Source organism: Serratia marcescens subsp. marcescens ATCC 13880, assembly GCF_017299535.1.
Taxonomy (GTDB): domain Bacteria; phylum Pseudomonadota; class Gammaproteobacteria; order Enterobacterales; family Enterobacteriaceae; genus Serratia; species Serratia marcescens.
In genome coordinates this window covers 3,746,104-3,770,034 of sequence record NZ_CP071238.1, presented here as the reverse complement: position 1 = coordinate 3,770,034, position 23,931 = coordinate 3,746,104, and the positions used below count along the sequence as shown (strand labels likewise).

Genomic DNA, 23,931 nt, shown 5'->3' with positions numbered 1-23,931 from the left:
ATAAGGAGCAGTCAGTATGAAGTCCAAAGTGATCCTGGTGACCGGCGCCTCGTCCGGTATTGGTGAAGCCACCGCCGTCACGTTAAAGCAGCACGGGCACACCGTTTATGCGGCCGCCCGCCGGGTTGAGCGCATGCAGGCTCTGGTTGCCGCTGGCATTCGCGTTTTGCCGTTGGACGTCACCGACGATGCTTCCATGGCGCAGGCGGTAAAGACCATCATCGCCGAAACGGGGCGTATCGATGTGCTGGTCAATAACGCCGGTTACGGCTCCTATGGCGCTATTGAAGACGTTTCTGCGGATGAGGCTCGCGCTCAATTTGATGTGAATGTGTTCGGTGCGGTTCGGCTGACGCAGCTGATTTTGCCGCACATGCGAGCGCAGCGCTCCGGCACCGTCATCAATATTACGTCGATGGGCGGAAAAATACATACGCCGCTGGGCGGTTGGTATCACGGCACCAAATTCGCCTTGGAGGCCATCAGCGACTGTCTGCGCATGGAGGTGCAACCTTTCGGCATCGACGTCGTGGTGATCGAACCCGGCGGCATCCAGAGTGAATGGGCGGATATCGCCGCGGAAAAACTGATCGGCGTTTCCGGCCAGAGCGAGTACGCCGCTCAGGCTCATGCTGTCGCCCACGCCATGGTCAGCGACGCCAGCAAGAAACGGCAATCGCCGCCGAGCGTGATTGCCGATACGATCGCCAAAGCCATCGCCGCCCATCGTCCGAAAACGCGCTATGCGGTGGGGTTTGGCGCGAAACCGTTGATTTTTCTGCGGCGCTTGTTGTCCGATCGCGCCTTCGATGGGCTGATGCGTCGGGCATTGGGGGTACCGCGCCAGGGGCAATAAATCGTCGGGCTGCGGGGCTTTATGTCGGTGGCGGTAAAAATGGTGCGTCTGAACGCTGTTAAGACGCATAATCATTAAAGACAATCGCTAATCTGGACGGCGGGAAGGCGCGTAACTTAATGTCCGAATTCCGCACGTCAGCGCGCCAGCCGAGCCCCATAATGCCGAAAAAACCGACCCCGAGCGTTGCCATGAATACTCAACAGCAAGCGTTGTACGACGCGCTGCGCGCGCGTGACCGCAAATTCGACGGACGCTTTTTCGTCGGCGTCTCTTCAACCGGTATCTATTGCCGTCCGGTGTGCAGCGCCCGCACGCCGAAGCGGGAAAATTGCACCTTTTATCCGAGCGCGGCGGCGGCTGAACTGGCGGGGTTTCGCCCCTGCCTCAAATGCCGGCCGGAGCTGGCGCCCGGTCTGGCGCTGATCGATCTGGGCAACCGTTATGCGCAGGTGGCGGTGCAGCTCATCGAGCAGGGATATCTGTCCGAACACAGCTGCGAAGCGCTGGCGGCGCGGCTGGGCATTTCCGATCGCCATCTGCGGCGCATCTTCGCCGAACAGTTTGGCGCTTCGCCGATCGATTACGCGCAGTCGCACCGGCTGCTGCAAGCCAAGCGCCTGCTGGCGGATACCGATCTGCCGCTCAGCGAGGTGGCGTTCGCCGCCGGCTTCGGCAGCCTGCGGCGTTTCAACGAGCTGTTCAAGGCGCGCTACCGCCTGATCCCGTCAGCGCTGCGCAGCGGCGGCGCGCGCGGTGAACGGGCCGCCGCCAGCGGGCTGGTGTTTCACCTGGGCTATCGGCCGCCCTATGACTGGGAGCGCATGCTGAATTTCTTGCAGGCGCGCGCCGTGCAGGGCGTGGAACGGGTCGACGGACGCCGTTACCTGCGCTCGATCGCCGTCAGCCAGGGCGGCACGGAACACTGCGGTTGGGTCAGCGTGCAGCCGGAAGAGGCGCGCAATCGGGTTCGGGTCGAGATCGCGCCTGCGCTCAGTCTGGTGACGACGGAGGTGTTGCGCCGGGTGCGCCTGCTGTTTGATCTGGACGCCGCGCCGGATCGCATCAATGAGGCGCTGGGCTCGCTGGCGGCCGATGCGCCGGGGCTGCGCCTGCCGGGCTGCGTGAACAGTTTCGAGCAGGCGGCGCGGGCGGTGCTGGGCCAGTTGGTCAGCGTAAAAATGGCGGCGACCTTCGCCGGGCGGATGGCCGAACGCTGGGGGGAAGCCCTGGCGACGCCGCATGAGGGCATCACCCATGTCTTCCCCACCGCAGAACGGGTGGCGCGGCTGCAGCCCGAAGAACTGCGCCCGCTCGGGGTGCAGCTGAAGCGCGCGGCGGCGCTGATCGAGATCGCCCGCGCGCTGGGCGAAGGGCGGCTGCAGCTCGACAACGTGCTGGATATCGAGCGGGGCATCAAGGCGCTGACCGCGCTGCCGGGCATCGGCAGCTGGACCGCCAGCTATATCGCGATGCGCGCCTGGTCGTGGCCGGACGTGTTCCTGGCCGGCGATTATCTGATCAAACAGCGTTTTCCCGGCATGACGCCGCGCCAGATAGAACGCTACGCCGAACGTTGGCGCCCGTGGCGTTCTTACGCCACGCTGCATCTGTGGCACAACGACGGCTGGGCACCGGAAGGGGAGAGTTGAACGCAGAGCTAGCGAGGGGCGTCGATCAGCTGCAGCAAGCGGCTCATGCCCTCGCGCATCAGGAACGCCAGCAGCTTTTCCCGCTCGGCCGGCGTCAGGTGGTAGTAATACTCGATCCAGACCCGTATCGGATCCTGACGTTTGACGTCGTAGTCCGGATGATCGGCCTCGCGCAAGGCCGACAGGCTGCGCGCGCCGAACGGCAGGCTATCGATATGGTATTCCAGCGCTTTGCCCTGTACGCCGCTGCGGCGGCGGCTGACCCAGCCTTCACGCCGGGCCATCAAATTGACCCCTTGCGGAGTTGAAGGCAAGCCCGCCTTACCCATCAGTTCCCTGGCGGAAAACCATTTCTTTTCCATAGTCCCTTATCCCTGAGCCATCACATGCCGAGGAAAATCAACGGATACGCTGATACTCGCATGGGCGCTTCATCTTACTTAATCGTTTAAGCCTCAGGTGTTATTTATATCACTAATCTTGTCTTGGTTAACATAATGTGACGGATGAGGGAATACGGCGTGGTTTGAACGCGGCAAATGGCGGCGGGGGCTCTGTTATTCTGGCGAATCATCAGGGCACGTTTTCAACGATGTCATCCGGTGGAAAGGGCCGGCACAGGGCCGGCTTTTGGCGTATTACAGCAGGAACAGAGTGGCGAGGCCGAGGAAGATGAAAAAGCCGCCGGTATCGGTCAGCGCGGTGATGAGCACGCTGGAGCCGACCGCCGGATCGCGGCCCAGTTTGAGCATGGTCATCGGGATCACCACGCCCATCAGCGCCGCCAGCAGCAGGTTGAGCAGCATCGCCAGCGTCATTACGCCGCCCATCGCCGCGTCGCCGTAAAGCAGCCAGGTGACCACGCCCATGATGCCGCCCCATACCACGCCGTTGATGATGGCGACGCCCAGCTCCCTGAGCATCAGGCGCGAGATGTTGCCGACTTCGATCTGGTGCAGCGCCAGCGCGCGCACGATCATGGTGATGGTCTGGTTGCCGGTGTTGCCGCCGATACCGGCGACGATCGGCATCAGCGCCGCCAGCGCCACCAACTGGGAAATGGTGTGTTCGAACAGGCCGATCACGCGCGAGGCGACGAACGCGGTACAGAGGTTGATCGCCAGCCAGGCCCAGCGGGTCTTGACCGCCTTGCTGACCGGGGCGAACACGTCTTCTTCCGGGCTCAAACCGCCCATGCGGCGCAGGTTGGTGTCGCTCTCTTCGTTGACGGCGTCGACGATCTCTTCGATGGTCAGGCGGCCCATCAGTTTGCCCTTGGCGTCAACCACCGGGGCGCTGATCAGGTCGTAACGTTCGAACGCGCCGGCCGCTTCATCGGCCTTGTCTTCGGGCTGGAAGGTGGCGGGATCGCTGTCCATCACCTCGCGCACCGGGATCTCCGGGTCGTTCAGCAGCACTGCGGTCAGCGGCAGTTCGCCCAGCAGGGTGTTTTTGCGGTCGGTGACGAACAGTTTATCGGTAGCGTCGGGAATGGTTTTGCGCATGCGCAAAAAGCGGTGCACCGCGCCGAGCGTGACGTCCGGCCGCACCGTCACCAGTTCGAAATCCATCATCCAGCCGACGCTGTCTTTGGCGTACTGGCTCATCTCGCGCACCTGGGCGCGCTGTTCCGGCTCCAGCGAGGTCAGCAACCGGCCCATCAGGTTGCGCGGCAGGTATTGCGCCAGGTAGGCCTGTTCGTCGACGTCCAGCGTTTTGATCGCTTTGAGCAGGTCTTTGTCGCTCATTTCCTCGATCAGGCTGTCCCAGACCGGTTCTGCGACTTCCACCAGCGTCTGGCCGCGCTTGCTGTTGCCCACCAGCCGCCACAGCGCCATACGTTCGTCCTGCGGCAGCGCCTCCAGCAGGTCCGCAAGGTCGGCGGCGTGCATGTCGTCCAGCAGGCCGGTGATTTCCGCCGTCTGGTTCAGCAGTTCGCTTTGGCTGAGGGCGTGTTCATCCCCTGGCCGGCCGAGAATGCCGTCGACCAATTCCTTATTGTTCAACAGCAGAGTGAGAATGCGCTGGCGGTGTTCAGCGACTTTTTTGACGTTATGGGTTGCGGCTGACATGGTGTTCCTTAACGGGCGCTCGGCCTTCCTGACGCAGGCTCATTAAAAGATAGAGCATAGCGAGTGCCGGCGTCATTTTTATGAAACGGACGGGGCGCGGCGGTTATTCAGAGGAGGCGTCCTGTTGCGGGGCGCTGACTTCGGCGGCGTTTTGCGCAGCGGCCTGCTTTTTTTCCTGATGATGAGGCACCGCCACCACGGCGGCGTACAGCAGTCGGCCGACTAAAATGATAAAGCTGATAAACAACACTATCTTCGTCATCTGTCCGGTGGTTTTCTTGCGCATATATCACCCGGTATGCCGGTATCCTGTGTTATTCGCTCGAGAATTTGTAACCGGATTTTAGGCGCTGATGACAAAAGTTGTCCATTTTTTTCCGGCGTGCGGCGCGGCGTATTAGGGTTTCGTTTAGGTTGACGGGGCGGGGCGGAAAGAAAAACCCCCTGGCTGGCAGGGGGCGGGGATCAGGCGGAGCGCTGTTCGTCTTGCGAGCCTTCTTCGTCGATCAGCAGCTTCCAGCCGACGACGTCGTTCCAGTAGGCCTGCTCGCGCTCGAAGTCCAGCTGCACCAGGTTGTTCTGCGCCAGGTAGCCGGCCGGGAAGCGCAGCGTCCAGTGGTTGTCGTCGGTGGTCAGGCGCAGCGTTTCCGGCGTGGTGGTCGACTGCCGCTGGTTGTTGAGCAGGGTGCTCAGACGCAGCAGCTGGATCAGCGGCAGGTAGTGTTTCTTCTTGAACAGATTGAGGCGCGGCAGCTCTTCCAGCTTGATCGCTTTGCGGTGGAAACGCACCAGCGCCGCCAGCAGCAGCTGCTGTTCCTGGTTGAAGCCGGGCAGGTTGGAGTTTTGCAGAATGTAAGCCGAATGGCGGTGCATGCCGCTGTGGTTGATGCTCAGCCCCACCTCGTGCAGCATGGCGGCCCATTTCAGCAGGGCCTCCAGCTGCGGATGCACCAGCTTGGTGTTTTGCGCCATCCACTGCGAGTAGAGCAGCTCGGTGGTTTCCAGCACCCGCTTGGCCTGTTCGCGGTCGATGTTGTAGTGATCGGCCAGACTTTTGGCGGTGCGGCTGCGGATGTCCTGGTGGCGGAAGCGGCCTTCCATTTCATACAGCACGCCTTCGCGCAGCGCGCCGTCGGACAGGCGCAGATCGCGGATCGCCAGCGCGTCGAATACGCCGCACAGGATAGCCAGCCCCGGCACGAATACCGATTGGCGATCCTCCGACAGCCCCGGCAGGCTCAACGAGCCGAAGCTTTTGAACTGCAGCACCTGTTCGGCGAGCATTTCCAGACGATCCAGGGTGATGAGACCGTCTTTTTCGCCCATCGCCACCAGCACTTCGTGGGCGGCCTTGATGGTGCCCGAGGCGCCCAGCGCGTACTGCCAGCCCTGAATGCGGTACTGCCAGGCCAGCGTTTCCAGCTTCTGCGCCGCCGCCAGCCGCGCGCGGCGGAAGTTGTTTTTGCTGATCTCGCCGCCCGGGAAGAACAGCTGGGCGAAGCTGACGCAGCCCATGCGGCGGCTTTCCGCCAGCAGCGGCTCGAAGTCTTCGCCGATCACCAGCTCGGTGGAGCCGCCGCCGATGTCGATCACCAGCTTGCGGCCCTTCTCCGGTTGGGTGTGTTCCACGCCCATGAAGATCAGACGCGCCTCTTCCTGGCCGGCGATGATTTCGATCGGGTAGGGGATCACTTTGGCGGCGCGCTTGAGGAACACTTCAGCGTTCACCGCCTGACGCAGGGTGTGGGTCCCGACGATGGTGACGTTATCCGCCGGGAAGCCCTGCAGCCGTTCGGCAAACAGCGCCAGGCAGGCCAGGCCGCGTTCTATCGCCTCTTCACTGAGTACGTTGTTGCTGTCCAATCCGTCGGCGAGATGCACCCGCTGTTTTAAACGGCCCAATACCTGTAAGGCGCCGTTGACGACGCGGGCGATCACCATGTGGAAACTGTTCGACCCGAGGTCGATGGCGGCGATTTCCTGCGGTTTGTTCGTTGCAGTGTTTTTTAGCGGCATAGTTGCTGGCCTACTGTCCTGGTTGTTCCAGAGCTTTTAAATACTCGTAAATAGCCACCTGGGCGCGCACTTTGCGGCGGTTGCCGCGCGGCACGTACTGGTTGCTCAGTTCTTTATCCACATAACGGGCCTTGACCGTATCGCTGAACAGGATCTCCAGAATGTCCAGAACGCGCTGTTTCAGCGCCGGATCCAGCAGCGATACCGCCACTTCGATACGGTAATCTATGTTGCGGGTCATCCAGTCGGCGGAGGACAGATACACCCGTTTGTCACCTTTGTTGTCGAAAACGTAAACCCGATCGTGTTCCAAAAAGCGATCGACGATGCTGATCACCTGAATATTGTCGCTGATCCCCGGCAGGTTGGGAATCAGGGAACACATGCCCCGCACCAGCAGACGGATCTTCACGCCGGCGCCGGACGCGGTATATAACCGATCTACCAGCCCTTTATCCACCAGATTATTTATTTTCAACATAATGCCGGCCTGTTCCCCGGCCTGGGCGTTGGCGATTTCGTTGTCAATCAGCTCATACAACTTCAGGCGCGAGTTCTGCGGCGACACCATCAGGTTGTCGAAGGTGACCGGCCGGTAGGGGTTCTCGATAAAGTTGAACACCCGGCGCACCTCGTTGGTGATGCGCGAGTCGGCGGTCAACAGCGAATAGTCGGTGTAGATGCGCGCGGTTTTTTCGTTAAAGTTGCCGGTGCCGATATGAGCATAGCGCACAATTTCATCGCCTTCACGGCGCGAAATCAGGAACAGTTTGGCGTGGATTTTCAGCCCCGGCGCGGAGAAGATCACGTGTACGCCGGCCTCGGTCAGGCGCTTCGCCCAGTGAATGTTGGCCTCTTCGTCGAAGCGCGCCTGCAGCTCGACCACCACCGTGACTTTCTTGCCGTTGTGCGCGGCGTGGATCATCGATTCGATGATGCGCGAGTCTTTCGCCACGCGGTAGATGTTGATTTTGATCGCCAGCACGCTCGGATCGAACGACGCCTGGCGCAGCAGCTCCAGCACGTGCTCAAAGGTGTGGTACGGGTAGTAGAGCAGCACGTCTTTTTCGCGAATGGCGTCGAAGCCGTTGCGGAAACCGTCGAACCAGATGTGGCGCAGGCGCGGCAGCGGCTTGTTGACCAGGTTGGCTTTGCCGACGTTCGGGAAGCTGATGAAATCTTTAAAGTTGTGGTAGCGGCCGCCGGCGATCACCGAATCGTAGTTGGAGATGCCCAGCTTGCCGCGCAGCAGCTCCACCATTTCGTTCGGCATGTCGCGCTGATAAACGAAGCGCACCGGTTCGGCGGTGAGGCGCTGTTTCAGGCTGGAGGACATCAGTTCCAGCAGGCTGGATTCCATTTCGGTCACCAGATCGTACTCGGCGTCACGGGTCATCTTCATCGAATAGGCGTTGAGCGCGTCGTAGTCGAAGAAGCCCTTGAAGATATCGTCCAGGCAGTAGCGCAGGATGTTGTCGAGCAGGATCATCGGCTTGCGGCGGCGCGGCGCTTCCGGCGGCAGATTGACGAAGCGCGGCACCTTGTCCGACGGGATCTCCAGCAGCGCATAGTCAGTGCGCGCGCCGCGGATAATCTCCACCGCCAGATAGGTGTAATCGTCTTTCAGGAACTGCACCAGGTTGGTGTCGTGGTTGATCAGGATCGGCGTGATGTGCTGGCGCAGGTGCTGTTTGAAATATTGCCGCAGCCAGATTTGCTGGTTCTCGGACACCTGGCGTTCGTTGATCAGGAAGATCTGGTTGCGCGCCATTTCCAGCAGCAGATCGTTGTACAGACCGTCGAACTCCTGATCGGTTTTCAGCACCTTGGCCTGGATCTTTTTCAGCAGATGGCGTGAGGAACCGGCGGAGCCTTGCTCTTCGCTGATCAGGATGCGCCGTTTGAGATCGGCGAAGCGGACTTTATAGAACTCGTCGAGGTTGTTGGAGTAAATGCCCAGAAAACGCATACGTTCAATCAGGGGATTGCTCTTATCTGCGGCTTCCTGCAACACGCGCTCATTAAAGGATAACCAGCTTAGTTCTTTTTCGATGTAGAGCTTTTCCTGACCCATTGCCACTCCAGTTCAAATTTAGAATAGGATCCGGGACGCAGCGCCCGGATGCCGCTCTAGTGTCCTTCATCATTATTGCGAGAGATTGACAGGAAAGTCCAACATATCCATTGCGTTGGCGCGCGGCGTTTTTCGGCGGCAATAAATTTTCTCAGAGGTGGGGCGCCAGGTGGCGAAATGAACAGCAGGAAATGACGATTAGCAGACTTATCCTTGGTGATATTAAGCGTGTTTACGTTCATTTTTCAGCAATATATCAAAGCCATATTGTCTTTTTGCAGTGTAAAAAACCTGGGTTATGGTGGGTAACTTTGTCATGCAAACGTCATAAAACTGACATAAGATGCCCGGTTATCTTACGGCGCAAGCCCGATTACATCAGCGACAGCGAGACACATGATACAGACGACGGCCAATCAACATCCCCGAGATCGCATGCGCGGGCGCATCGACCGCGGCGTGCAGGCGGCAGTGACCGCCAGCGGGCTGATGGTGCTGATGACGTTGATGCTGATCTTCGTTTATCTGCTGTTTGCGGTGCTGCCGTTGTTCAAACCGGCCTCGCTCGGCCAGGCGCAGCCGCTGCCGCTCACGGTATCGGCCCCGGCGCTGGCGCTGGGCATGGACGTGCAGCAGCGCGTCGGTTATCGCATCGACGCGCAGGGCTCGGGGCAATTTTATCGCCTGACGCCAGCGCCGAGCGGCCAGGCCCAGACGCCGCTGGCGCAGCAGACGCTGTTGGCCAAACCGACGCTGCTCGCGCAGGCCGCCGGCGAGCGCGATTTGTTTGCGTTGGCGCAGGCTGACGGCCGGTTGGTGGTGGCGCGCGCGGATTTCGCCACGGCGGAAAATGGCCGGCCGCAGTGGCAGTTCCCGCTCGGGCAGCAGCCATTGGCGCTGGATCCACAGCGCAAGCCGCTGAAACTGCTGTCGCTGGCGGATGCGCATCGCGGGCAGTATCTGCTGGCCGGAGTGACCGACGATCGGCGGCTGGTGTTCGGCCGCTTCAGCCCCGACCGGCCGCCACAGTTTAGCGAGCGGCCGCTGGAGCACGACGGGGAGCAGCTGGTGCTGACGCCGGATGGCCGCCAGCTTTATCTGCTGACCGGCAACCGGCTGGCGCGTTATCAGATCGACGGCGCACAGGTGCAGCTGCGTGAAACGCGTACCCTTGGCGAACATGCGCCGTATCAGATGACGGCGCTGCCCGGCGGCAGCGCGCTGCTGATCAAGGGCGCCGACGGCAATCTGCGCGAGTGGTTCGAGGTGGAAAAAGATCGGCGCTGGCGCCTGACTCCGGTGCAGCATTTCGACCACGGCGCCGCCGGGCAGGAGCTGACGGTGGCTGAGCCTTACCGCCGGGTGTTCGCTACCCTGCGGCCCGATGGCGGCTTCTCGCTGTTCTCCGCCATTCAACCGCAGCCGCTGCTGAATACCCGTTTGGGCGCCGAGGTGCGGCAGATGGCGTTCGCGCCGCGCGGCGATGGCCTGCTGTTGGAGAGCGCGCAGGGCTGGCAGCGCTATGCGCTCGACAACCCGTATCCGGACGTCACCTGGCGTTCGTTGTGGGGCAAGGTGTGGTACGAGAACTACCCGCAGCCGGCCTATGTCTGGCAGTCCACCTCCGGCGAAGACAGTTACCAACCCAAATTCAGCCTGATGCCGGTGATCTTCGGCACCTTTAAGGCGGCGGCTTACGCGATGCTGTTCGCCATCCCGCTGGCCTTGGCCGGCGCCATCTATACCGCTTACTTTATGACGCCGGGGCTGCGGCGGGTGATCAAACCGGCTATCGAAGTGATGGGCGCACTGCCGACGGTGGTGATCGGGCTGGTGGCCGGCATTTGGCTGGCGCCGATCATCGAGCAGTATCTGTTGGCGGTGCTGGCGTTGCCGCTGCTGTTGGCGGCGGCGGTGTTGCTGTGCGGGGCGTTGACCCATCGCTTTATGCCGCGCTGCCGGCCGGGCGTCGATCTGCTGTTGCTGTTGCCGCTGCTGGCGTTGACGGTGTGGCTGGCGCTCAGCCTGGGGCCGCGGCTGGAGGTGGCGTTGTTCGGTGAGCCGCTGCATTTCTGGCTGGGGGATAATTATGATCAGCGCAATGCGCTGGTGGTGGGCGTGGCGATGGGCTTCGCGCTGGTGCCGATCATCTTCTCGCTGGCGGAGGACGCGCTGTTCAGCGTGCCGGCGACCCTGAGCCAGGGTTCTTTGGCGCTGGGCGCCACCCAGTGGCAGACGGTGATCAAGGTGGTGCTGCCATCCGCCAGCGCCGGCATTTTCTCCGCGCTGATGATCGGCTTTGGCCGCGCGGTGGGGGAAACCATGATCGTGCTGATGGCCACCGGCAACACGCCGATTATCGACGGCAGCCTGTTCCAGGGGCTGCGCGCGCTGGCGGCCAACATCGCCATTGAAATGCCGGAGGCGGTCTCTGGCAGCAGCCATTACCGCGTGCTGTTCCTGACTGCGCTGGTGCTGTTTGTCTTCACCTTCGTGTTCAACACGCTGGCGGAGGCGGTGCGCCTGCGGTTGCGCAAGCGTTACACGCCGAATCAGGAGGCGCCATGAAGAGCTGGGTGAAGAGCGGGTCGCCGTGGGTATGGCTGACCGCCGGTTCGGTGGCCGTCAGCCTGCTGGCGCTGATCGGCATTCTGTTGCTGCTGGCCGGGCAGGGGATGCGCTATTTCTGGCCGAGCCCGGTTTATCAGTTCGAACTGAATCAGAACGGCGCCGGGCCGGTGACGGTGATCGGTGAGTTGTACCAGCAACAAAGCATTTCCCGGCGCCAACTGGCCGAGGCGGGCGTCACGCCGCCGGGCGAGGCGCAGAGCGTCGAACGCTATCTGATTAAGGTCGGCAACCGCGAGCGCGAGGGGCAGGATTTCCGCACGCTGCTGGCCAGAGACATCCGCAGCCAAAGCACGCCGCGCAGCCTGCTGGTGCTGGAGCGTGATAGCCACGGCACCGCCTACGGCTATCTGGCAGGGCTGCTGGAGGATGGGCAACCGCTGACCGGCCGCAATCTGGGGCAGGCGCTGCAGCAGCGGCTGCCGCAAATCGCCGCGCTCTCGCGCCAGGCGCACGACATTCAATTCCGCGACATGGCGCGCATCAATCAGCAGTTTGACGCGCTGCGGCTGCGGGAAAAGCGCCTGCAGCGCGACGATAAGCTGGACGCCCGCGCGCAGGACGCCATCAAGGCCGAACGGCTGGAGCTGCAGCGGCAGTATCAGCTGCTGTCCGAACGTCTGGCGGGGCTGAACCGCGATCGCCAGCGCGACGCGCTGCTGCTGCGCGACATGCACGGGCAGACGTTGACCATTCCGCTCAGTCAGGTGCGCGATGCCTGGTACCCGAACGCCATGAACACCGCCGAGAAGCTGGCGCACTGGGGCGAGCAGGTGAAGAAGTTCCTCACCGACAGCCCGCGCGAAGCGAATACCGAAGGCGGGGTGTTCCCGGCCATTTTCGGCACGGTGTTGATGGTGATCCTGATGTCGATCGTGGTGATGCCGTTTGGCGTGATCGCGGCGGTATATCTGCACGAGTATGCCGGCAACAATCTGCTGACGCGGGTGATCCGCATCGCGGTGGTCAACCTGGCCGGCGTGCCCTCGATCGTCTACGGCGTCTTCGGCCTCGGCTTCTTCGTTTATATGATCGGCGGCACGCTCGATCAGCTGTTCTATCCTGAATCCTTGCCCAACCCGACTTTCGGCACGCCCGGCGTGCTGTGGGCGGCGCTGACGCTGGCGCTGCTGACGCTGCCAGTGGTGATCGTCGCCACCGAGGAAGGGCTGTCGCGCATTCCCACCTCGCTGCGGCAGGGCTCGATGGCGCTGGGCGCCAGCCGAGCCGAGACGCTGTGGCGCATCGTGCTGCCGATGGCGGCGCCGGCGATGATGACCGGCCTGATCCTGGCGGTGGCGCGCGCCGCCGGGGAGACTGCGCCGTTGATGTTGGTGGGGGTCGTGAAATCGGTGCCGGTGCTGCCGGTGGACGAGATTTTCCCGTATCTGCACCTGGAGCGGAAGTTCATGCATTTGAGCTTCCAGATCTACGATATGGCATTCCAGAGCCCGAGCGTAGAGGCGGCGCGGCCGCTGGTGTTCGCCACCGCCTTCCTGCTGGTGACGATCGTGGTGAGTTTGAATCTGGCGGCGATGGGTATCCGCCATTCGTTGAGGGAGCGGTACCGAGCATGGTCGCAGTAACAATGACGCTATTTTTGGGGAGTGCGTAATGGGTTTGATGACGCCAGGCAGTTTGCCCCGGCTGGATGTCCAGCATCTCGACGATGAACAGACCGCGCTGGCGGTCAACGGCCTGAATCTGTTTTATGGCGACAAACAGGTGCTGCACGATATCTCGTTACGCATCCCGAAACACCGGGTGACGGCTTTGATTGGTCCCTCGGGCTGCGGCAAATCGACGCTGCTGCGCTGTTTCAACCGCATGAACGATCTGGTGGACAACTGCCGCATCGAGGGCGATCTACAGCTGAACGGCGCGGCGATCTCCGGCGCGCAGATCGACGTGGCGGCGCTGCGGCGGCGGGTGGGCATGGTGTTCCAGCGGCCGAACCCGTTCCCGAAATCGATCTATGAAAACGTGGTGTACGGCCTGCGGCTGCAGGGCGTGCGCGACCGGCGCTTGCTGGATGAAGCGGTGGAGCGTTCGCTGCGCGCCGCCGCGCTGTGGCATGAGGTGAAGGACCGGCTGCGCGAAAATGCGTTCCGCTTGTCCAGCGGCCAGCAGCAGCGCCTGGTGATCGCGCGCGCCATCGCCATCGAGCCGGAGGTGTTGCTGCTCGACGAGCCGACCTCGGCGCTGGATCCGATCTCCACGCTGACCATCGAAGAGCTGATTTCCGCACTCAAGCTGCGCTATAGCGTGGTGCTGGTGACGCACAACATGCAGCAGGCGGCGCGCGTCTCCGACTACACCGCCTTTATTCATCAGGGCCGGCTGGTGGAGTACAACGACACCGACGCCATTTTCACCTCGCCGCGCCAGCGCCGCACCGAGGATTATATTACCGGGCGGTATGGGTGAGGGATGAGCGACGGAGGTTTTTGTTCTCCGTCGCATCGATATTCCGATGTTGTTATGCCGTGTCTATGACTTTTTATTCCATCTGGATTTACAGACGCATTGAGACGATATAGATTACATTTTTGGCATAAATCTCACAGCTTGTGAGTTTGCTTTATCCAATCCTTCATTATTCATTATATTATCCCTAATAAATGCTCTGCAATTTATATATAAGGACATGTATGCATGACTATTGATACGAATTATATCAAAGATATTGTTATTCCCACGCTAACGTTATTATCTCCTGTTTTTATTTCAGTGGTAAAATGGTGGTATTCACGCGGGTCAAAGAATTACGACAGTCGCCGCAATAACCAGTTTGATCGAGTCAGCGATGTTAAACGTCAGTCTGTTCTGTCACGCATTCAGGGGTTGCGGGATGGGCCGCAGAATGGAATGGTGCCGCTGCGAACCAAAGCACTCTATGAAAGTATCGGCATCCGTTTACCGGTCTGGGTGGCGCACCAACTGGTAGATTATCTGGGCCGCGCGCCAGTGGCATTGAGCGATCTTGCGCTGAACTGTTTCTTGCGCCGCACCTCCCTCACTTCGAACAAAAACGACGTTTTTTCCTTGGATGGCTGCCGGCTGCTACACCAGCGTGTTTCGCTGTTTGTGTTCCTAATCATTAGCGCGTTGGCTATCACGTGGGGATTCTACATCACCGTGTTTCCATTGTCGGAAAGCGGAGGCAGCGCGACAGATAACAGCCCATTGTGGGGAGTATTCTTCTTCTTTGCCTATCTGTTGATGGCGATTTTCGTCGTGGCCTGGTCGATTAATGAATGGGAGTCCCTGCGACATGCTGAGGCTTTCTGGCTGAAGTGGCAGCCCCACCTGTATCAAAACGAAGCGGAGTATCAGGCGCATTGTCAGCATGCGCGCAATGTTGCGGCACAGGAAAACGTGCCGGATATCGCTTTGGAGACCGTTGACGATTTGTCACCGGCCGAAAAGCCACTGCGTGGATGGCTGATGCGTAGGCTGGGCAAGAAAAATAATTAACCTCTAAGCGCCATACCATCACATGGTTCTTAACGCGTTTTATCGGCGAGCTTCAACACGCCCCCCACCAGCAGCAACGCAGCCCCCGAGGCATAGAGCGGGAACCAGCGCGTCCACCAGAGTGAGGAAAACAGCGGGGTGCTATTGGGATCTGCGGAGGCGTGGCCGCTATAGGTATTCAGGCCGGCGGCGATGGCGAGCATCGCCAGGCCGATAAAAAGCAGCAGGTTTGAGACGGTCGTCATGGCATTTTTCCTTTGTAGAGGCAGAGGGTAACTATTATTATCACTATTAATTATTGTTCGATTAATTATCTTGAGGAATATTATTTGCTTTCGTATTCATCAGATTATTTCCTGACGATAAAATAGTATCCATTAATACTAGTCGCTTATTTTCCAATAAAAAACCCGCCTGTGCGGGTTTTCTCTTTTTTTTCTCGCGAATTGTCACTTCACCAGCGGCTTATCGCTTGGCGTTTTGAACTTCGCCAGATATTGCGGCTGGAAGATGCACATGCGCAGCACGGTGCGGTATTCGCCGTTGACGAAGAACTCGTCGATCAGCTCGCCTTCCACGTTGAAGCCCAGCTTGCTGTAGATGTGGATCGCCTTCGGGTTCTCCTTATCGACGATCAGGTACAGCTTGTACAGGTTCAGCACCGAGAAACCGTAGTCCATCGCCAGGCGGGCGGCGGTGCTGGCATAGCCTTTGCCCTGGTGGGCGGGATCGATGATGATCTGGAACTCAGCGCGGCGGTGGATGTGATCGATCTCCACCAGCTCTACCAGGCCGACCTTGGCGCCTTCGTGCTCGATGATAAAGCGGCGCTCGCTCTGATCGTGGATGTGTTTGTCGTAGAGATCGGAAAGCTCGACAAAGGCTTCGTAGGGTTCTTCAAACCAATAGCGCATGACGCTGGCGTTGTTGTCCATCTGGTGGACGAACGACAGATCGTCCCGTTCCAATGGGCGTAACCTGACGCTGGCAGTGCTGGACATGTGGGCTCCTCTGTGCCGTGAAATTGTGCAAAGTATAACTTCACAGAATGGATGAAGGCGAAAAAAAACGGCGCCGCGCGGGCGCCGTTTAGGCAAGGTTCAGGCTGCGCGCATCAGTCGGCGGCGTGACCCTGCTCAGGCAGGCGTTCGCCGTCCAGCCAGGCGGCGCCGTCGCGCATCGCCAGGCGGCCGTCGACGAACCAGCTCACCACCAGCGGATAGATCGTGTGTTCCTGGGTTTGCACCCGTTCAACTACGTCATCCTCTTCGTCGTCAGCGAAAATCGGCACCTTGGCCTGCAAGATCACCGGGCCGCCGTCGAGCTGTTCGGTCACGAAGTGCACCGAGGTGCCGTGTTCGCTGTCGCCGTTGTCAATGGCCTGACGGTGGGTATGCAGCCCCGGGTATTTCGGCAGCAGGGAAGGGTGGATGTTCAGCATGCGGCCGGCATAACGCTGCACGAACTGCGGGCTGAGGATGCGCATGTAGCCGGCCAGCACCACCAGATCGGGCTGGTGCTGGTCGATGGCGTCCGCCAATGCGGCGTCGAACGCCGTGCGATCGGCGTAGGCCTTGGCATCCAGCGCCTGGGCGGCGATGCCCGCCGCTTCGGCGCGTTGCAGGCCATAAGCCTGCGCCTTGTTGCTGAACACCGCCACGATTTCGGCGGCGATGCGGCCCTGCTGGCAGGCGTCAATCAGCGCCTGGAGATTGCTCCCCTGGCCGGAGACCAACACCACGATCTTTTTCATCAGTTGATGACCACTTGTTGTTCGTCGGAAGAGGCGGTCAGTTTACCGATTTTCCACGCTTTTTCACCTGCCGCGGTCAGCAGCGCGATGGCCGCTTCCACTTCGGCTTCCGGCAGGGCGATGACCATGCCTACGCCGCAGTTGAAGGTGCGGTACATTTCATGACGGCTGACGTTGCCGGCCTGCTGCAGCCAGGTGAACACCGCCGGCCACTGCCAGCTGGCTTCGTCGATCACCGCCTGCATGCCTTCCGGCAGCACGCGCGGAATGTTTTCCCAGAAGCCGCCGCCGGTGAGGTGAGCGATGGCGTGTACGTCAACCTTCTCGATCAGCTCCAGCACGGACTTCACGTAAATTTTGGTCGGCGCCAGCAGGTGGTCGGCCAGCGGCTTGCCTTCCAGCTGAGTGGCGGTCGGATCGGTGTTGCTCACTTCCAGGATCTTGCGCACCAGCGAGTAGCCGTTGGAGTGCGGGCCGGAAGCGCCCAGGGCGATCAGCGCATCGCCGGACTGCACTTTGCTGCCGTCGATGATCTCGGATTTTTCGACCACGCCGACGCAGAAACCGGCCACGTCGTAGTCTTCGCCGTGGTACATGCCCGGCATTTCAGCGGTTTCGCCGCCCACCAGCGCACAGCCGGACTGTTTGCAGCCTTCGGCGATGCCGGTGATCACGCTGGCCGCGGTGTCCACATCCAGCTTGCCGGTCGCGTAGTAGTCGAGGAAGAACAGCGGCTCGGCGCCCTGAACCACCAGATCGTTGACGCACATCGCCACCAGATCGATGCCGATGGTGTCGTGGCGTTTCAAATCCATCGCCAGACGCAGTTTGGTGCCCACGCCGTCGGTACCGGAAACCAGCACCGGCTCGCGGTATTTCTGCGGCAACGCACACAGGGCGCCAAACCCGCCCAGACCGCCCATCACTTCCGGGCGACGGGTCTGTTTAACTACACCTTTGATGCGATCTACCAATGCGTTGCCTGCATCGATATCGACACCTGCGTCTTTATAGCTGAGAGAGGTTTTGTCGGTCACTGCGCGATTCCCCACGACGGTTTGCGGTTTGAAAACTGTGCTTCCGATGTTGATTCCGGAATAAGGCGCGGCAATTCTAACAGCGCAGGCAAACGTTTGCGAGCGGCTTGTGAACCGGCTTCGCTTTTTCGTCATCTATACTGATATTCAAACTTTTGTTGATCCCGATCGGGCTATTGTGGGTGGCGCGGCGAAAAAAAGGAGGTATAATCCCGCGATTTTTTTGGCCGCAACCACCTTAATAGGAGAAAAATGATGAAGATCGTTGAGGTGAAACACCCGCTGGTAAAACACAAGCTTGGCCTGATGCGCGAAAATGACATCAGCACCAAACGCTTCCGTGAGCTGGCCTCAGAAGTGGGTAGTTTACTGACCTATGAAGCGACCGCCGATCTGGAGACGGAAAAAGTCACCATCGAAGGCTGGTGCGGGCCAGTTGAAGTGGATCAGATCAAAGGGAAAAAGATTACCGTAGTGCCAATCCTGCGCGCAGGCCTGGGCATGATGGAAGGGGTGCTGGAGCACGTGCCGAGCGCGCGCATCAGCGTGGTGGGCGTATACCGCGACGAAGAAACCCTGGAGCCGGTGCCGTACTTCCAGAAACTGGTTTCCAACATCGAAGAGCGCATGGCGCTGGTCGTCGACCCGATGCTGGCCACCGGCGGTTCGATGATCGCCACTATCGATCTGCTGAAGAAAGCCGGTTGCCACAGCATCAAGGTGCTGGTCCTGGTTGCGGCGCCGGAAGGCATCGCCGCGCTGGAGAAAGCGCATCCGGACGTTGAACTGTACACCGCCTCCATCGATCAGTGTCTGAACGACAAGGGCTACATCGTGCCGGGCCTGGGCGATGCGGGCGACAAGATATTTGGTACCAAGTAAACATTTGAGCCGACTTAACGAGTCGGCTTTTTTATGCTCTTCGTCTTTCAAGCTACAGCGTTGTTGGCTGCAGGCAATAACCCCAGTCACTTATTTGATATAAGCTTCTGGGGATTATTGCCCTGGCCGCCTGGCTGTAACTTGAAATCCATTGAGCATAGACAATTCAGCTTGCATAACGATTAATGACTCAGAGGAAAAGCACCCATGACCCGTCGCGCCATCGGCGTCAGCGAGCGCCCGCCGCTGCTCCAGACCATTCCGCTCAGCTTCCAGCACCTGTTCGCCATGTTCGGCGCCACCGTGCTGGTGCCTATCCTGTTCAAGATCAACCCGGCGACCGTGCTGTTGTTCAACGGCATCGGCACGCTGCTGTATCTGTTCATCTGTAAAGGCAAGATCCCGGCCTACCTCGGTTCCAGTTTCGCGTTTATCTCGCCGGTGTTGCTGCTGTTGCCGCTCGGTTACGAAGTGGCGTTGGGCGGTTTCATCATGTGCGGCGTGCTGTTCTGCCTGGTGGCGCTGATCGTGAAAAAGGCCGGCACCGGTTGGCTGGACGTGATGTTCCCGCCGGCGGCGATGGGGGCGATCGTCGCCGTCATCGGCCTGGAGCTGGCGGGCGTGGCGGCCAACATGGCGGGCCTGCTGCCGGCGGAAGGCGCCAGCGCCGACTCGACCACCATCACCATTTCGCTGGTGACGCTGGCGGTCACGGTGCTCGGCTCGGTGCTGTTCCGCGGCTTCCTGGCGATTATCCCGATCCTGATCGGCGTGCTGGTGGGCTATGCGCTGTCGTTCTTTATGGGCGTGGTGGATTTGACCCCGATCCGCGAGGCGCACTGGTTCGCACTGCCGACCTTTTACACCCCGCGCTTTGAGTGGTTCGCCATCTTCACCATTCTGCCGGCGGCGCTGGTGGTGATCGCCGAGCACGTCGGCCACCTGGTGGTGACCGCCAACATCGTGAAGAAAGACCTGATCCGCGATCCGGGCCTGCACCGCTCGATGTTCGCCAACGGCATCTCGACGGTATTCTCGGGCTTCTTCGGCTCCACGCCGAATACCACCTACGGCGAGAACATCGGCGTGATGGCCATCACCAAGGTCTACAGCACCTGGGTGATCGGCGGCGCGGCGGTGCTGGCGATCCTGCTGTCCTGCATCGGCAAGCTGGCGGCGGCGATCCAGGCGGTGCCGGTGCCGGTGATGGGCGGCGTTTCCCTGCTGCTGTACGGCGTGATCGGCGCCTCGGGCATTCGCGTGCTGATCGAGTCCAAAGTGGATTACAACAAAGCGCAAAACCTGATTTTAACCTCGGTGATCCTGATTATCGGCGTGAGCGGCGCCAAGGTGCATATCGGCGCGGCGGAGCTGAAAGGCATGGCGCTGGCGACCATCGTCGGCATTGGCTTGAGCCTGCTGTTCAAGGTCATCAGCCTGTTCCGGAAGAAAGAAGAGGTGCTCGACGCGCCGGACGAACCGGCGGAGCAGAAGTAACGAAAAGGGCAGCCCAAGGGCTGCCCTTTTGACTTATGGCATTCGCCTTAGCTGCGAATTTTGCGGTACACGAACAGCACCACGATGGCGCCGATAACCGCCACCACGAAGCTGCCGAAGTTGAAGCCGTCAACCTTGCCGTAGCCGAAGAAGGTGCTGATATAGCCGCCGACCACGGCGCCGATGATCCCCAGCACGACGGTCAGAATAAAGCCGCCGCCGTCTTTGCCGGGCATGATCCACTTAGCCAAAATACCGGCGATCAGGCCGAAGATAATCCAGGAAATAATCCCCATTTACTGCTCCTTTCTTTTGTGGCTGAGAATAGCTTACTGCTGGGTGGCCGGCTGAGTATTGCCGTTCACCGCCGCATCGGTTTCTTGTTTCAACTCTTGCGCTTTGTTTTCGGCGCTGTTTTTGATGGCTTCGGTCTTCGCCTTGGCCTGCTCGGTCAGATCGTTGGCGCCGTTGATGGCGTCGTTTTTGATGGCCTTGGCCTGATCCACCAACTGCTGGCTCTGTTTGCCTGCGTCGTCTTTGATCGCGGCGGCCTTGGCCTTGGCGTCGTTGGTGATGGCGTCCGCCTGCTTGGCGGCGTCTTCTTTAATCGCCGAAGCTTTGTCTTTCAGCTGATCCGCCTGAGTGGCGGCCTCTTTTTTGATTTCATCCGCCGTCGCTTTCGCCTTGTCCGTCAGATCGTCCGCTTTTTTCTGGGCGGCGTCTTTCATCTGCTCGGCGCTGTCTTTGGCTTTATCCAGGTTGGCGTCAACCTTGGACGAGTCATCACAGCCGGCAACCAACAACCCGATAAAGGAGGCCAACAGCACTTTATTCCATACTTTCATCGTCTATATCCTTGCAGAAACCTTGTTGATGGTGATTGCGTTTAGCCTACCTATACTAGGCCAGATTTGGCTTAAATGACAAATTTAACCTGCGCAGGCATGGGGTTAGGGAATTAACTCGGATAATTCTTGCCTTGGCGGGGGCCGCAGCCAATCAAGCGGCGCTTAGGCATTGTTCACTATTGCGGCATAAGATCCAGCCGGTTCAACAGCGCCCGTTTTCTGTGTTAAACTGCCCACGTTTTTCTGCCAGTTTTGGTTGAGGTGCTTCTCTGAATACGCCGGCACAGCTTTCACTGCCACTTTATCTTCCCGATGATGAAACTTTCGCCAGTTTTTATCCGGGCGAGAACCCATCCCTATTAGCCGCGATCCAATCCGCCGTCCGTCAGGAACATGGCAGCTATATCTATTTCTGGTCGCGTGAAGGCGGCGGGCGCAGCCATTTGCTGCATGCGGCCTGCGCAGAGCTTTCGCAGAAGGGGGAAGCGGTGGGCTATGTGCCGCTCGACAAGCGCGCTTATTTCGTGCCTGAAGTGTTGGACGGCATGGAGCAGCTGGCGCTGGTCTGCATCGATAATATCGAATGCATCGCCGGCGACGAAGAGTGGGAGATGGCGATCTTCAACCTTTACAACCGCATCCTGGAAACCGGCCGCACCCGTTTGTTCATCACCGGGGATCGCCCGCCGCGTCAGCTGAACCTGCGTTTGCCGGATCTGGCTTCGCGTCTGGACTGGGGGCAGATCTACAAGTTGCAGCCGCTGTCGGACGAAGAGAAACTGCTGGCGCTGCAGCTGCGCGGCAAACTGCGCGGCTTTGAGCTGCCGGAAGACGTGGGCCGCTTCCTGCTGAAACGGCTGGATCGCGAGATGCGCACGCTGTTTATGACTCTCGATCAGCTCGATCGCGCCTCGATCACTGCCCAACGCAAGCTCACCATTCCGTTCGTTAAAGAGATCCTGGGGCTGTAGCCGCTACCGTAAAAGAAAGGGCGCAATAGTCCGCGCCCGAATTCGAATTTACAAAATCTCCAGCACCTGCTCCGGTGGCCGGCCGATGCGCGCCTTGCTGCCTTTCACCACGATCGGTCGTTCGATCAGTTTCGGGTTCGCCGTCATCGCCGCCAGCAGTTGCTCTTCGCTCAGGCTGTCGTCCGCCAGCTTCAATTCCTTATACAGATCTTCTTTTTTGCGCATCAGATCGCGCGCCGATGTGAAGCCCAGTTCCTTCAACAGCTTTTTCAGCTCATCGACCGTAGGGGGCGTATCGAGGTACAGCACCACCTTCGGATCGACGCCGTGCTGTTCCAGCAGCGCCAGGGTTTCACGGCTCTTGGAGCAGCGCGGGTTGTGGTAAATCGTGACGTTTTTCATGGCGTTCATTCCTTGTTGAATCAGCTGCGCTGGTATTGGCGGAAGCGCTGTTGCAGTTGGCGCAGCTGGTCGATGCGCGCATCGTAACGCGCCTGTTTCAGGCTGCCGAGTTTTTGCAGCGAGCTGGCATTGCTGAGCAGGCCGATGGCCTGATCGAGCCGGCCGGTCAGCGCCAGGCTTTCGGCGCGGGCCGACAGCTCTTCATCGCGCAGCCCCTGAGCGGCGCTGGCTTGCGCCAGCAGATCCCAGCCGTTCGGATCGTCCGGATGGGCAAAGGTGTAGCGGTTCAGGATCTTCGACGCCTGCGCCGGTTGGTTGCCTTCGACATAGGCGTTGGCCAGGTTGAGCTGCAGCACCGGGTTGTTGTTCTGGGCGGCGTTGGCCGCCTGCAGGCGTGCGATCGCCTGCGGCGCGCGTTTCTGGCCGAGATCGATGTCGGTCATCAGGTCGATCAGCCAGACGTTTTTCGCATCCTGCGCCAGCATCGGCTGAATGATGTTGCGCGCGTCGTCGTATTTTTTCGCTTCATAGAACAGAATGGCGCGGCCGTATTTGGCGGCCGCCTGTTCGCGCACGTTGCCCTTGCTGAGCGAGCCGAGCAGCTCTTCGTTCAGGCCATAGCCTTCCGAACTGTACATGCCCAGTGCGCGCACCTTGGCCATCAGGTAATCCTGCGAAGACTGCACGATGTGTTTCGGCATCTGGTTGGCGCGGTTGCGCGCGTCTGAGAGGCGGCTGTCCGGCAACGGGTGCGTCAGCAGCATTTCCGGCGGCTTGGAGGCGTAGCGCGACTGATCCGAGAGTTTCTGCAGGAAGTCGGGCATGGCTTCCGGATCGAAACCGGCGCGTTGCAGCACCTGAATGCCGATGCGGTCGGCTTCCTGTTCATTCGATTGGGTAAAGCTGATCATGCCCTGCTGGGTGCCGGCCATGGTGCCGCTCAGCGCCGCCATGCCCATGGTCGGGTTGGCCATCGCCAGCAGAATGGAACCGAGCGCGCCCACCCAGGTCAGCGGGGCGTTGCGCTGTTGATCTTCCATGGCGCGCGCCAGGTGGCGCTGGGTGACGTGCGAGATTTCGTGCGCCAGCACCGAAGCCAGCTGGCTTTCGTTGTCGCTGACGCGGAACAGCGCGGAGTGCAGCACCACGTTGCCGCCGAAGAAGGCGAAGGCGTTGATCTCGTCGTTGCGCACCAGATAGAAATGGAACGGCGTGCGCACCGAATAGGCGCTGGCCACCAGCCGGTTGCCCAGCTGATTGATGTACTGGCTCAGCAGCGGATCGTTGATCAGCGGGGCGCTGGCGCGCAGTTGGCGCACATAGAAATCGCCCATCGCCAGTTCTTGTCCGATGCTCAGGGTGCCGCCGGCGGAGGTGCCCATATCCGGCAACTGGTCCTGGCTTTCCGCCTGTGCTGGCGCCAGGGCGGCGGCGTTCAGCGTGCTGAGCAGCAGCACCGCTAACGCGGTTTTGGTCAACCGGTTGGTCATAGTCAGGCGTTTCCCTTAAATAATCATTTCTAAGACGTCAGCAGCAGACAAGAGTTCTTTATTCCCGCGGCGCAATCCGCGCGAAAGTGCGGCGGCTCACAAACCGCGGCGGCGGCACCCATCACATCATAGTCAGCCGCAGGCGACAAGGAAACGTTAGCCGAGCGCGAATCGAGCAAAAAAGTTTTATTTTTCATTTTGAAGGGCGCTTTTTTGTCGCTGGCGACATGCATTTTTAATAAAACGCAGACAAAGTTAGTCTGTGTTTTATTGACA

22 protein-coding genes are annotated in these 23,931 nt (G+C 60.0%); 9 read left to right on the top strand and 13 right to left on the bottom strand.

Going from position 1 to position 23,931, the window contains the following annotated elements:
- Nucleotides 1-16 precede the first annotated feature (16 nt).
- Together J0F90_RS18045 and alkA are read left to right on the top strand one after the other, a co-directional pair.
- Entirely contained in the window at nt 17-856 is an 840-nt protein-coding gene (locus tag J0F90_RS18045; RefSeq protein WP_033639657.1) for an oxidoreductase, read from the top strand.
- Nucleotides 857-1,017: 161 nt separating this feature from the next.
- Nucleotides 1,018-2,508: a DNA-3-methyladenine glycosylase 2 gene (gene alkA, locus J0F90_RS18040; protein WP_033639658.1), complete on the top strand. Its 1,491-nt coding sequence runs from the start codon at nt 1,018-1,020 to the stop codon at nt 2,506-2,508.
- 8 nt (nt 2,509-2,516) lie between these two features.
- On the opposite strand, the gene J0F90_RS18035 is transcribed toward alkA, so the two are convergent.
- The 5 genes from J0F90_RS18035 to ppk1 form a co-directional block, all read right to left on the bottom strand.
- Nucleotides 2,517-2,870 (bottom strand): DNA-binding protein, encoded by a 354-nt coding sequence (locus J0F90_RS18035; protein WP_033639659.1) that lies wholly within the window; start codon nt 2,868-2,870, stop codon nt 2,517-2,519.
- Nucleotides 2,871-3,146: 276 nt separating this feature from the next.
- Complete coding sequence (mgtE, locus tag J0F90_RS18030) at nt 3,147-4,580, bottom strand: magnesium transporter (RefSeq protein WP_016926718.1); 1,434 nt, start codon at nt 4,578-4,580, stop codon at nt 3,147-3,149.
- Nucleotides 4,581-4,683: 103 nt separating this feature from the next.
- Nucleotides 4,684-4,866 carry a YfgG family protein gene (locus tag J0F90_RS18025; RefSeq protein ID WP_004941600.1) on the bottom strand — a complete coding sequence of 61 codons (183 nt, stop codon included), beginning with the start codon at nt 4,864-4,866 and terminating at the stop codon, nt 4,684-4,686.
- 179 nt (nt 4,867-5,045) lie between these two features.
- A complete protein-coding gene (ppx, locus tag J0F90_RS18020; RefSeq protein ID WP_016926719.1) occupies nt 5,046-6,596 on the bottom strand; it encodes an exopolyphosphatase in 1,551 nt (516 codons plus the stop codon).
- 10 nt (nt 6,597-6,606) lie between these two features.
- Nucleotides 6,607-8,670 (bottom strand): polyphosphate kinase 1, encoded by a 2,064-nt coding sequence (gene ppk1, locus J0F90_RS18015; protein WP_016926720.1) that lies wholly within the window; start codon nt 8,668-8,670, stop codon nt 6,607-6,609.
- Nucleotides 8,671-9,066: 396 nt separating this feature from the next.
- Between ppk1 and J0F90_RS18010 the strand changes: the two genes are divergently transcribed.
- The 4 genes from J0F90_RS18010 to J0F90_RS17995 all read left to right on the top strand — a co-directional run bounded on the left by J0F90_RS18010 (nt 9,067) and on the right by J0F90_RS17995 (nt 14,775).
- Complete coding sequence (locus tag J0F90_RS18010; RefSeq protein WP_033639660.1) at nt 9,067-11,238, top strand: ABC transporter permease subunit; 2,172 nt, start codon at nt 9,067-9,069, stop codon at nt 11,236-11,238.
- On the top strand, nt 11,235-12,884 hold the full coding sequence (gene pstA / locus J0F90_RS18005; protein ID WP_033639661.1) for a phosphate ABC transporter permease PstA: 1,650 nt from the start codon (nt 11,235-11,237) through the stop codon (nt 12,882-12,884). The genes J0F90_RS18010 and pstA overlap by 4 nt, the downstream gene beginning before the upstream one ends.
- A 28-nt stretch (nt 12,885-12,912) precedes the next feature.
- A complete protein-coding gene (gene pstB / locus J0F90_RS18000) occupies nt 12,913-13,725 on the top strand; it encodes a phosphate ABC transporter ATP-binding protein PstB (protein ID WP_033639662.1) in 813 nt (270 codons plus the stop codon).
- 228 nt (nt 13,726-13,953) lie between these two features.
- The gene (locus tag J0F90_RS17995; RefSeq protein WP_126186513.1) at nt 13,954-14,775 is read left to right on the top strand and encodes an MFS transporter; all 822 of its coding nucleotides are present in this window, start codon (nt 13,954-13,956) and stop codon (nt 14,773-14,775) included.
- Nucleotides 14,776-14,804: 29 nt separating this feature from the next.
- On the opposite strand, the gene J0F90_RS17990 is transcribed toward J0F90_RS17995, so the two are convergent.
- The 4 genes from J0F90_RS17990 to purM form a co-directional block, all read right to left on the bottom strand.
- Complete coding sequence (locus tag J0F90_RS17990) at nt 14,805-15,020, bottom strand: hypothetical protein (protein ID WP_033639665.1); 216 nt, start codon at nt 15,018-15,020, stop codon at nt 14,805-14,807.
- Nucleotides 15,021-15,224: 204 nt separating this feature from the next.
- Nucleotides 15,225-15,776 carry a spermidine N1-acetyltransferase gene (speG, locus tag J0F90_RS17985; RefSeq protein WP_028127778.1) on the bottom strand — a complete coding sequence of 184 codons (552 nt, stop codon included), beginning with the start codon at nt 15,774-15,776 and terminating at the stop codon, nt 15,225-15,227.
- A 113-nt stretch (nt 15,777-15,889) separates the two neighbouring features.
- Nucleotides 15,890-16,528 carry a phosphoribosylglycinamide formyltransferase gene (purN, locus tag J0F90_RS17980; RefSeq protein WP_021504400.1) on the bottom strand — a complete coding sequence of 213 codons (639 nt, stop codon included), beginning with the start codon at nt 16,526-16,528 and terminating at the stop codon, nt 15,890-15,892.
- Nucleotides 16,528-17,565 carry a phosphoribosylformylglycinamidine cyclo-ligase gene (gene purM, locus J0F90_RS17975; RefSeq protein WP_016926726.1) on the bottom strand — a complete coding sequence of 346 codons (1,038 nt, stop codon included), beginning with the start codon at nt 17,563-17,565 and terminating at the stop codon, nt 16,528-16,530. Before purM ends, purN begins: the two co-directional genes overlap by 1 nt.
- A 255-nt stretch (nt 17,566-17,820) precedes the next feature.
- Between purM and upp the strand changes: the two genes are divergently transcribed.
- Both upp and uraA read left to right on the top strand, forming a co-directional pair.
- Nucleotides 17,821-18,447 carry a uracil phosphoribosyltransferase gene (upp, locus tag J0F90_RS17970; protein WP_004941642.1) on the top strand — a complete coding sequence of 209 codons (627 nt, stop codon included), beginning with the start codon at nt 17,821-17,823 and terminating at the stop codon, nt 18,445-18,447.
- A 207-nt stretch (nt 18,448-18,654) separates the two neighbouring features.
- The gene (gene uraA, locus J0F90_RS17965; protein ID WP_033639666.1) at nt 18,655-19,944 is read left to right on the top strand and encodes a uracil permease; all 1,290 of its coding nucleotides are present in this window, start codon (nt 18,655-18,657) and stop codon (nt 19,942-19,944) included.
- Nucleotides 19,945-19,991: 47 nt separating this feature from the next.
- Here the strand turns inward: uraA and J0F90_RS17960 are convergent, their stop codons facing one another.
- Both J0F90_RS17960 and J0F90_RS17955 read right to left on the bottom strand, forming a co-directional pair.
- Nucleotides 19,992-20,240 carry a GlsB/YeaQ/YmgE family stress response membrane protein gene (locus J0F90_RS17960; protein ID WP_016926728.1) on the bottom strand — a complete coding sequence of 83 codons (249 nt, stop codon included), beginning with the start codon at nt 20,238-20,240 and terminating at the stop codon, nt 19,992-19,994.
- Between the two features lie 33 nt (nt 20,241-20,273).
- Nucleotides 20,274-20,789, bottom strand: coding sequence for a hypothetical protein (locus J0F90_RS17955; RefSeq protein ID WP_016926729.1), 516 nt, complete (start codon nt 20,787-20,789; stop codon nt 20,274-20,276).
- A 272-nt stretch (nt 20,790-21,061) separates the two neighbouring features.
- Between J0F90_RS17955 and hda the strand changes: the two genes are divergently transcribed.
- Nucleotides 21,062-21,763, top strand: a complete 702-nt coding sequence (gene hda, locus J0F90_RS17950) for a DnaA inactivator Hda (RefSeq protein ID WP_025159568.1) — start codon at nt 21,062-21,064, stop codon at nt 21,761-21,763.
- Nucleotides 21,764-21,811: 48 nt separating this feature from the next.
- Here hda and arsC read toward each other — a convergent pair whose 3' ends face one another.
- Together arsC and bepA are read right to left on the bottom strand one after the other, a co-directional pair.
- Nucleotides 21,812-22,165: an arsenate reductase (glutaredoxin) gene (arsC, locus tag J0F90_RS17945; protein ID WP_015378717.1), complete on the bottom strand. Its 354-nt coding sequence runs from the start codon at nt 22,163-22,165 to the stop codon at nt 21,812-21,814.
- A gap of 20 nt (nt 22,166-22,185) precedes the next feature.
- The gene (bepA, locus tag J0F90_RS17940) at nt 22,186-23,655 is read right to left on the bottom strand and encodes a beta-barrel assembly-enhancing protease (protein WP_033639667.1); all 1,470 of its coding nucleotides are present in this window, start codon (nt 23,653-23,655) and stop codon (nt 22,186-22,188) included.
- Nucleotides 23,656-23,931 lie beyond the last annotated feature (276 nt).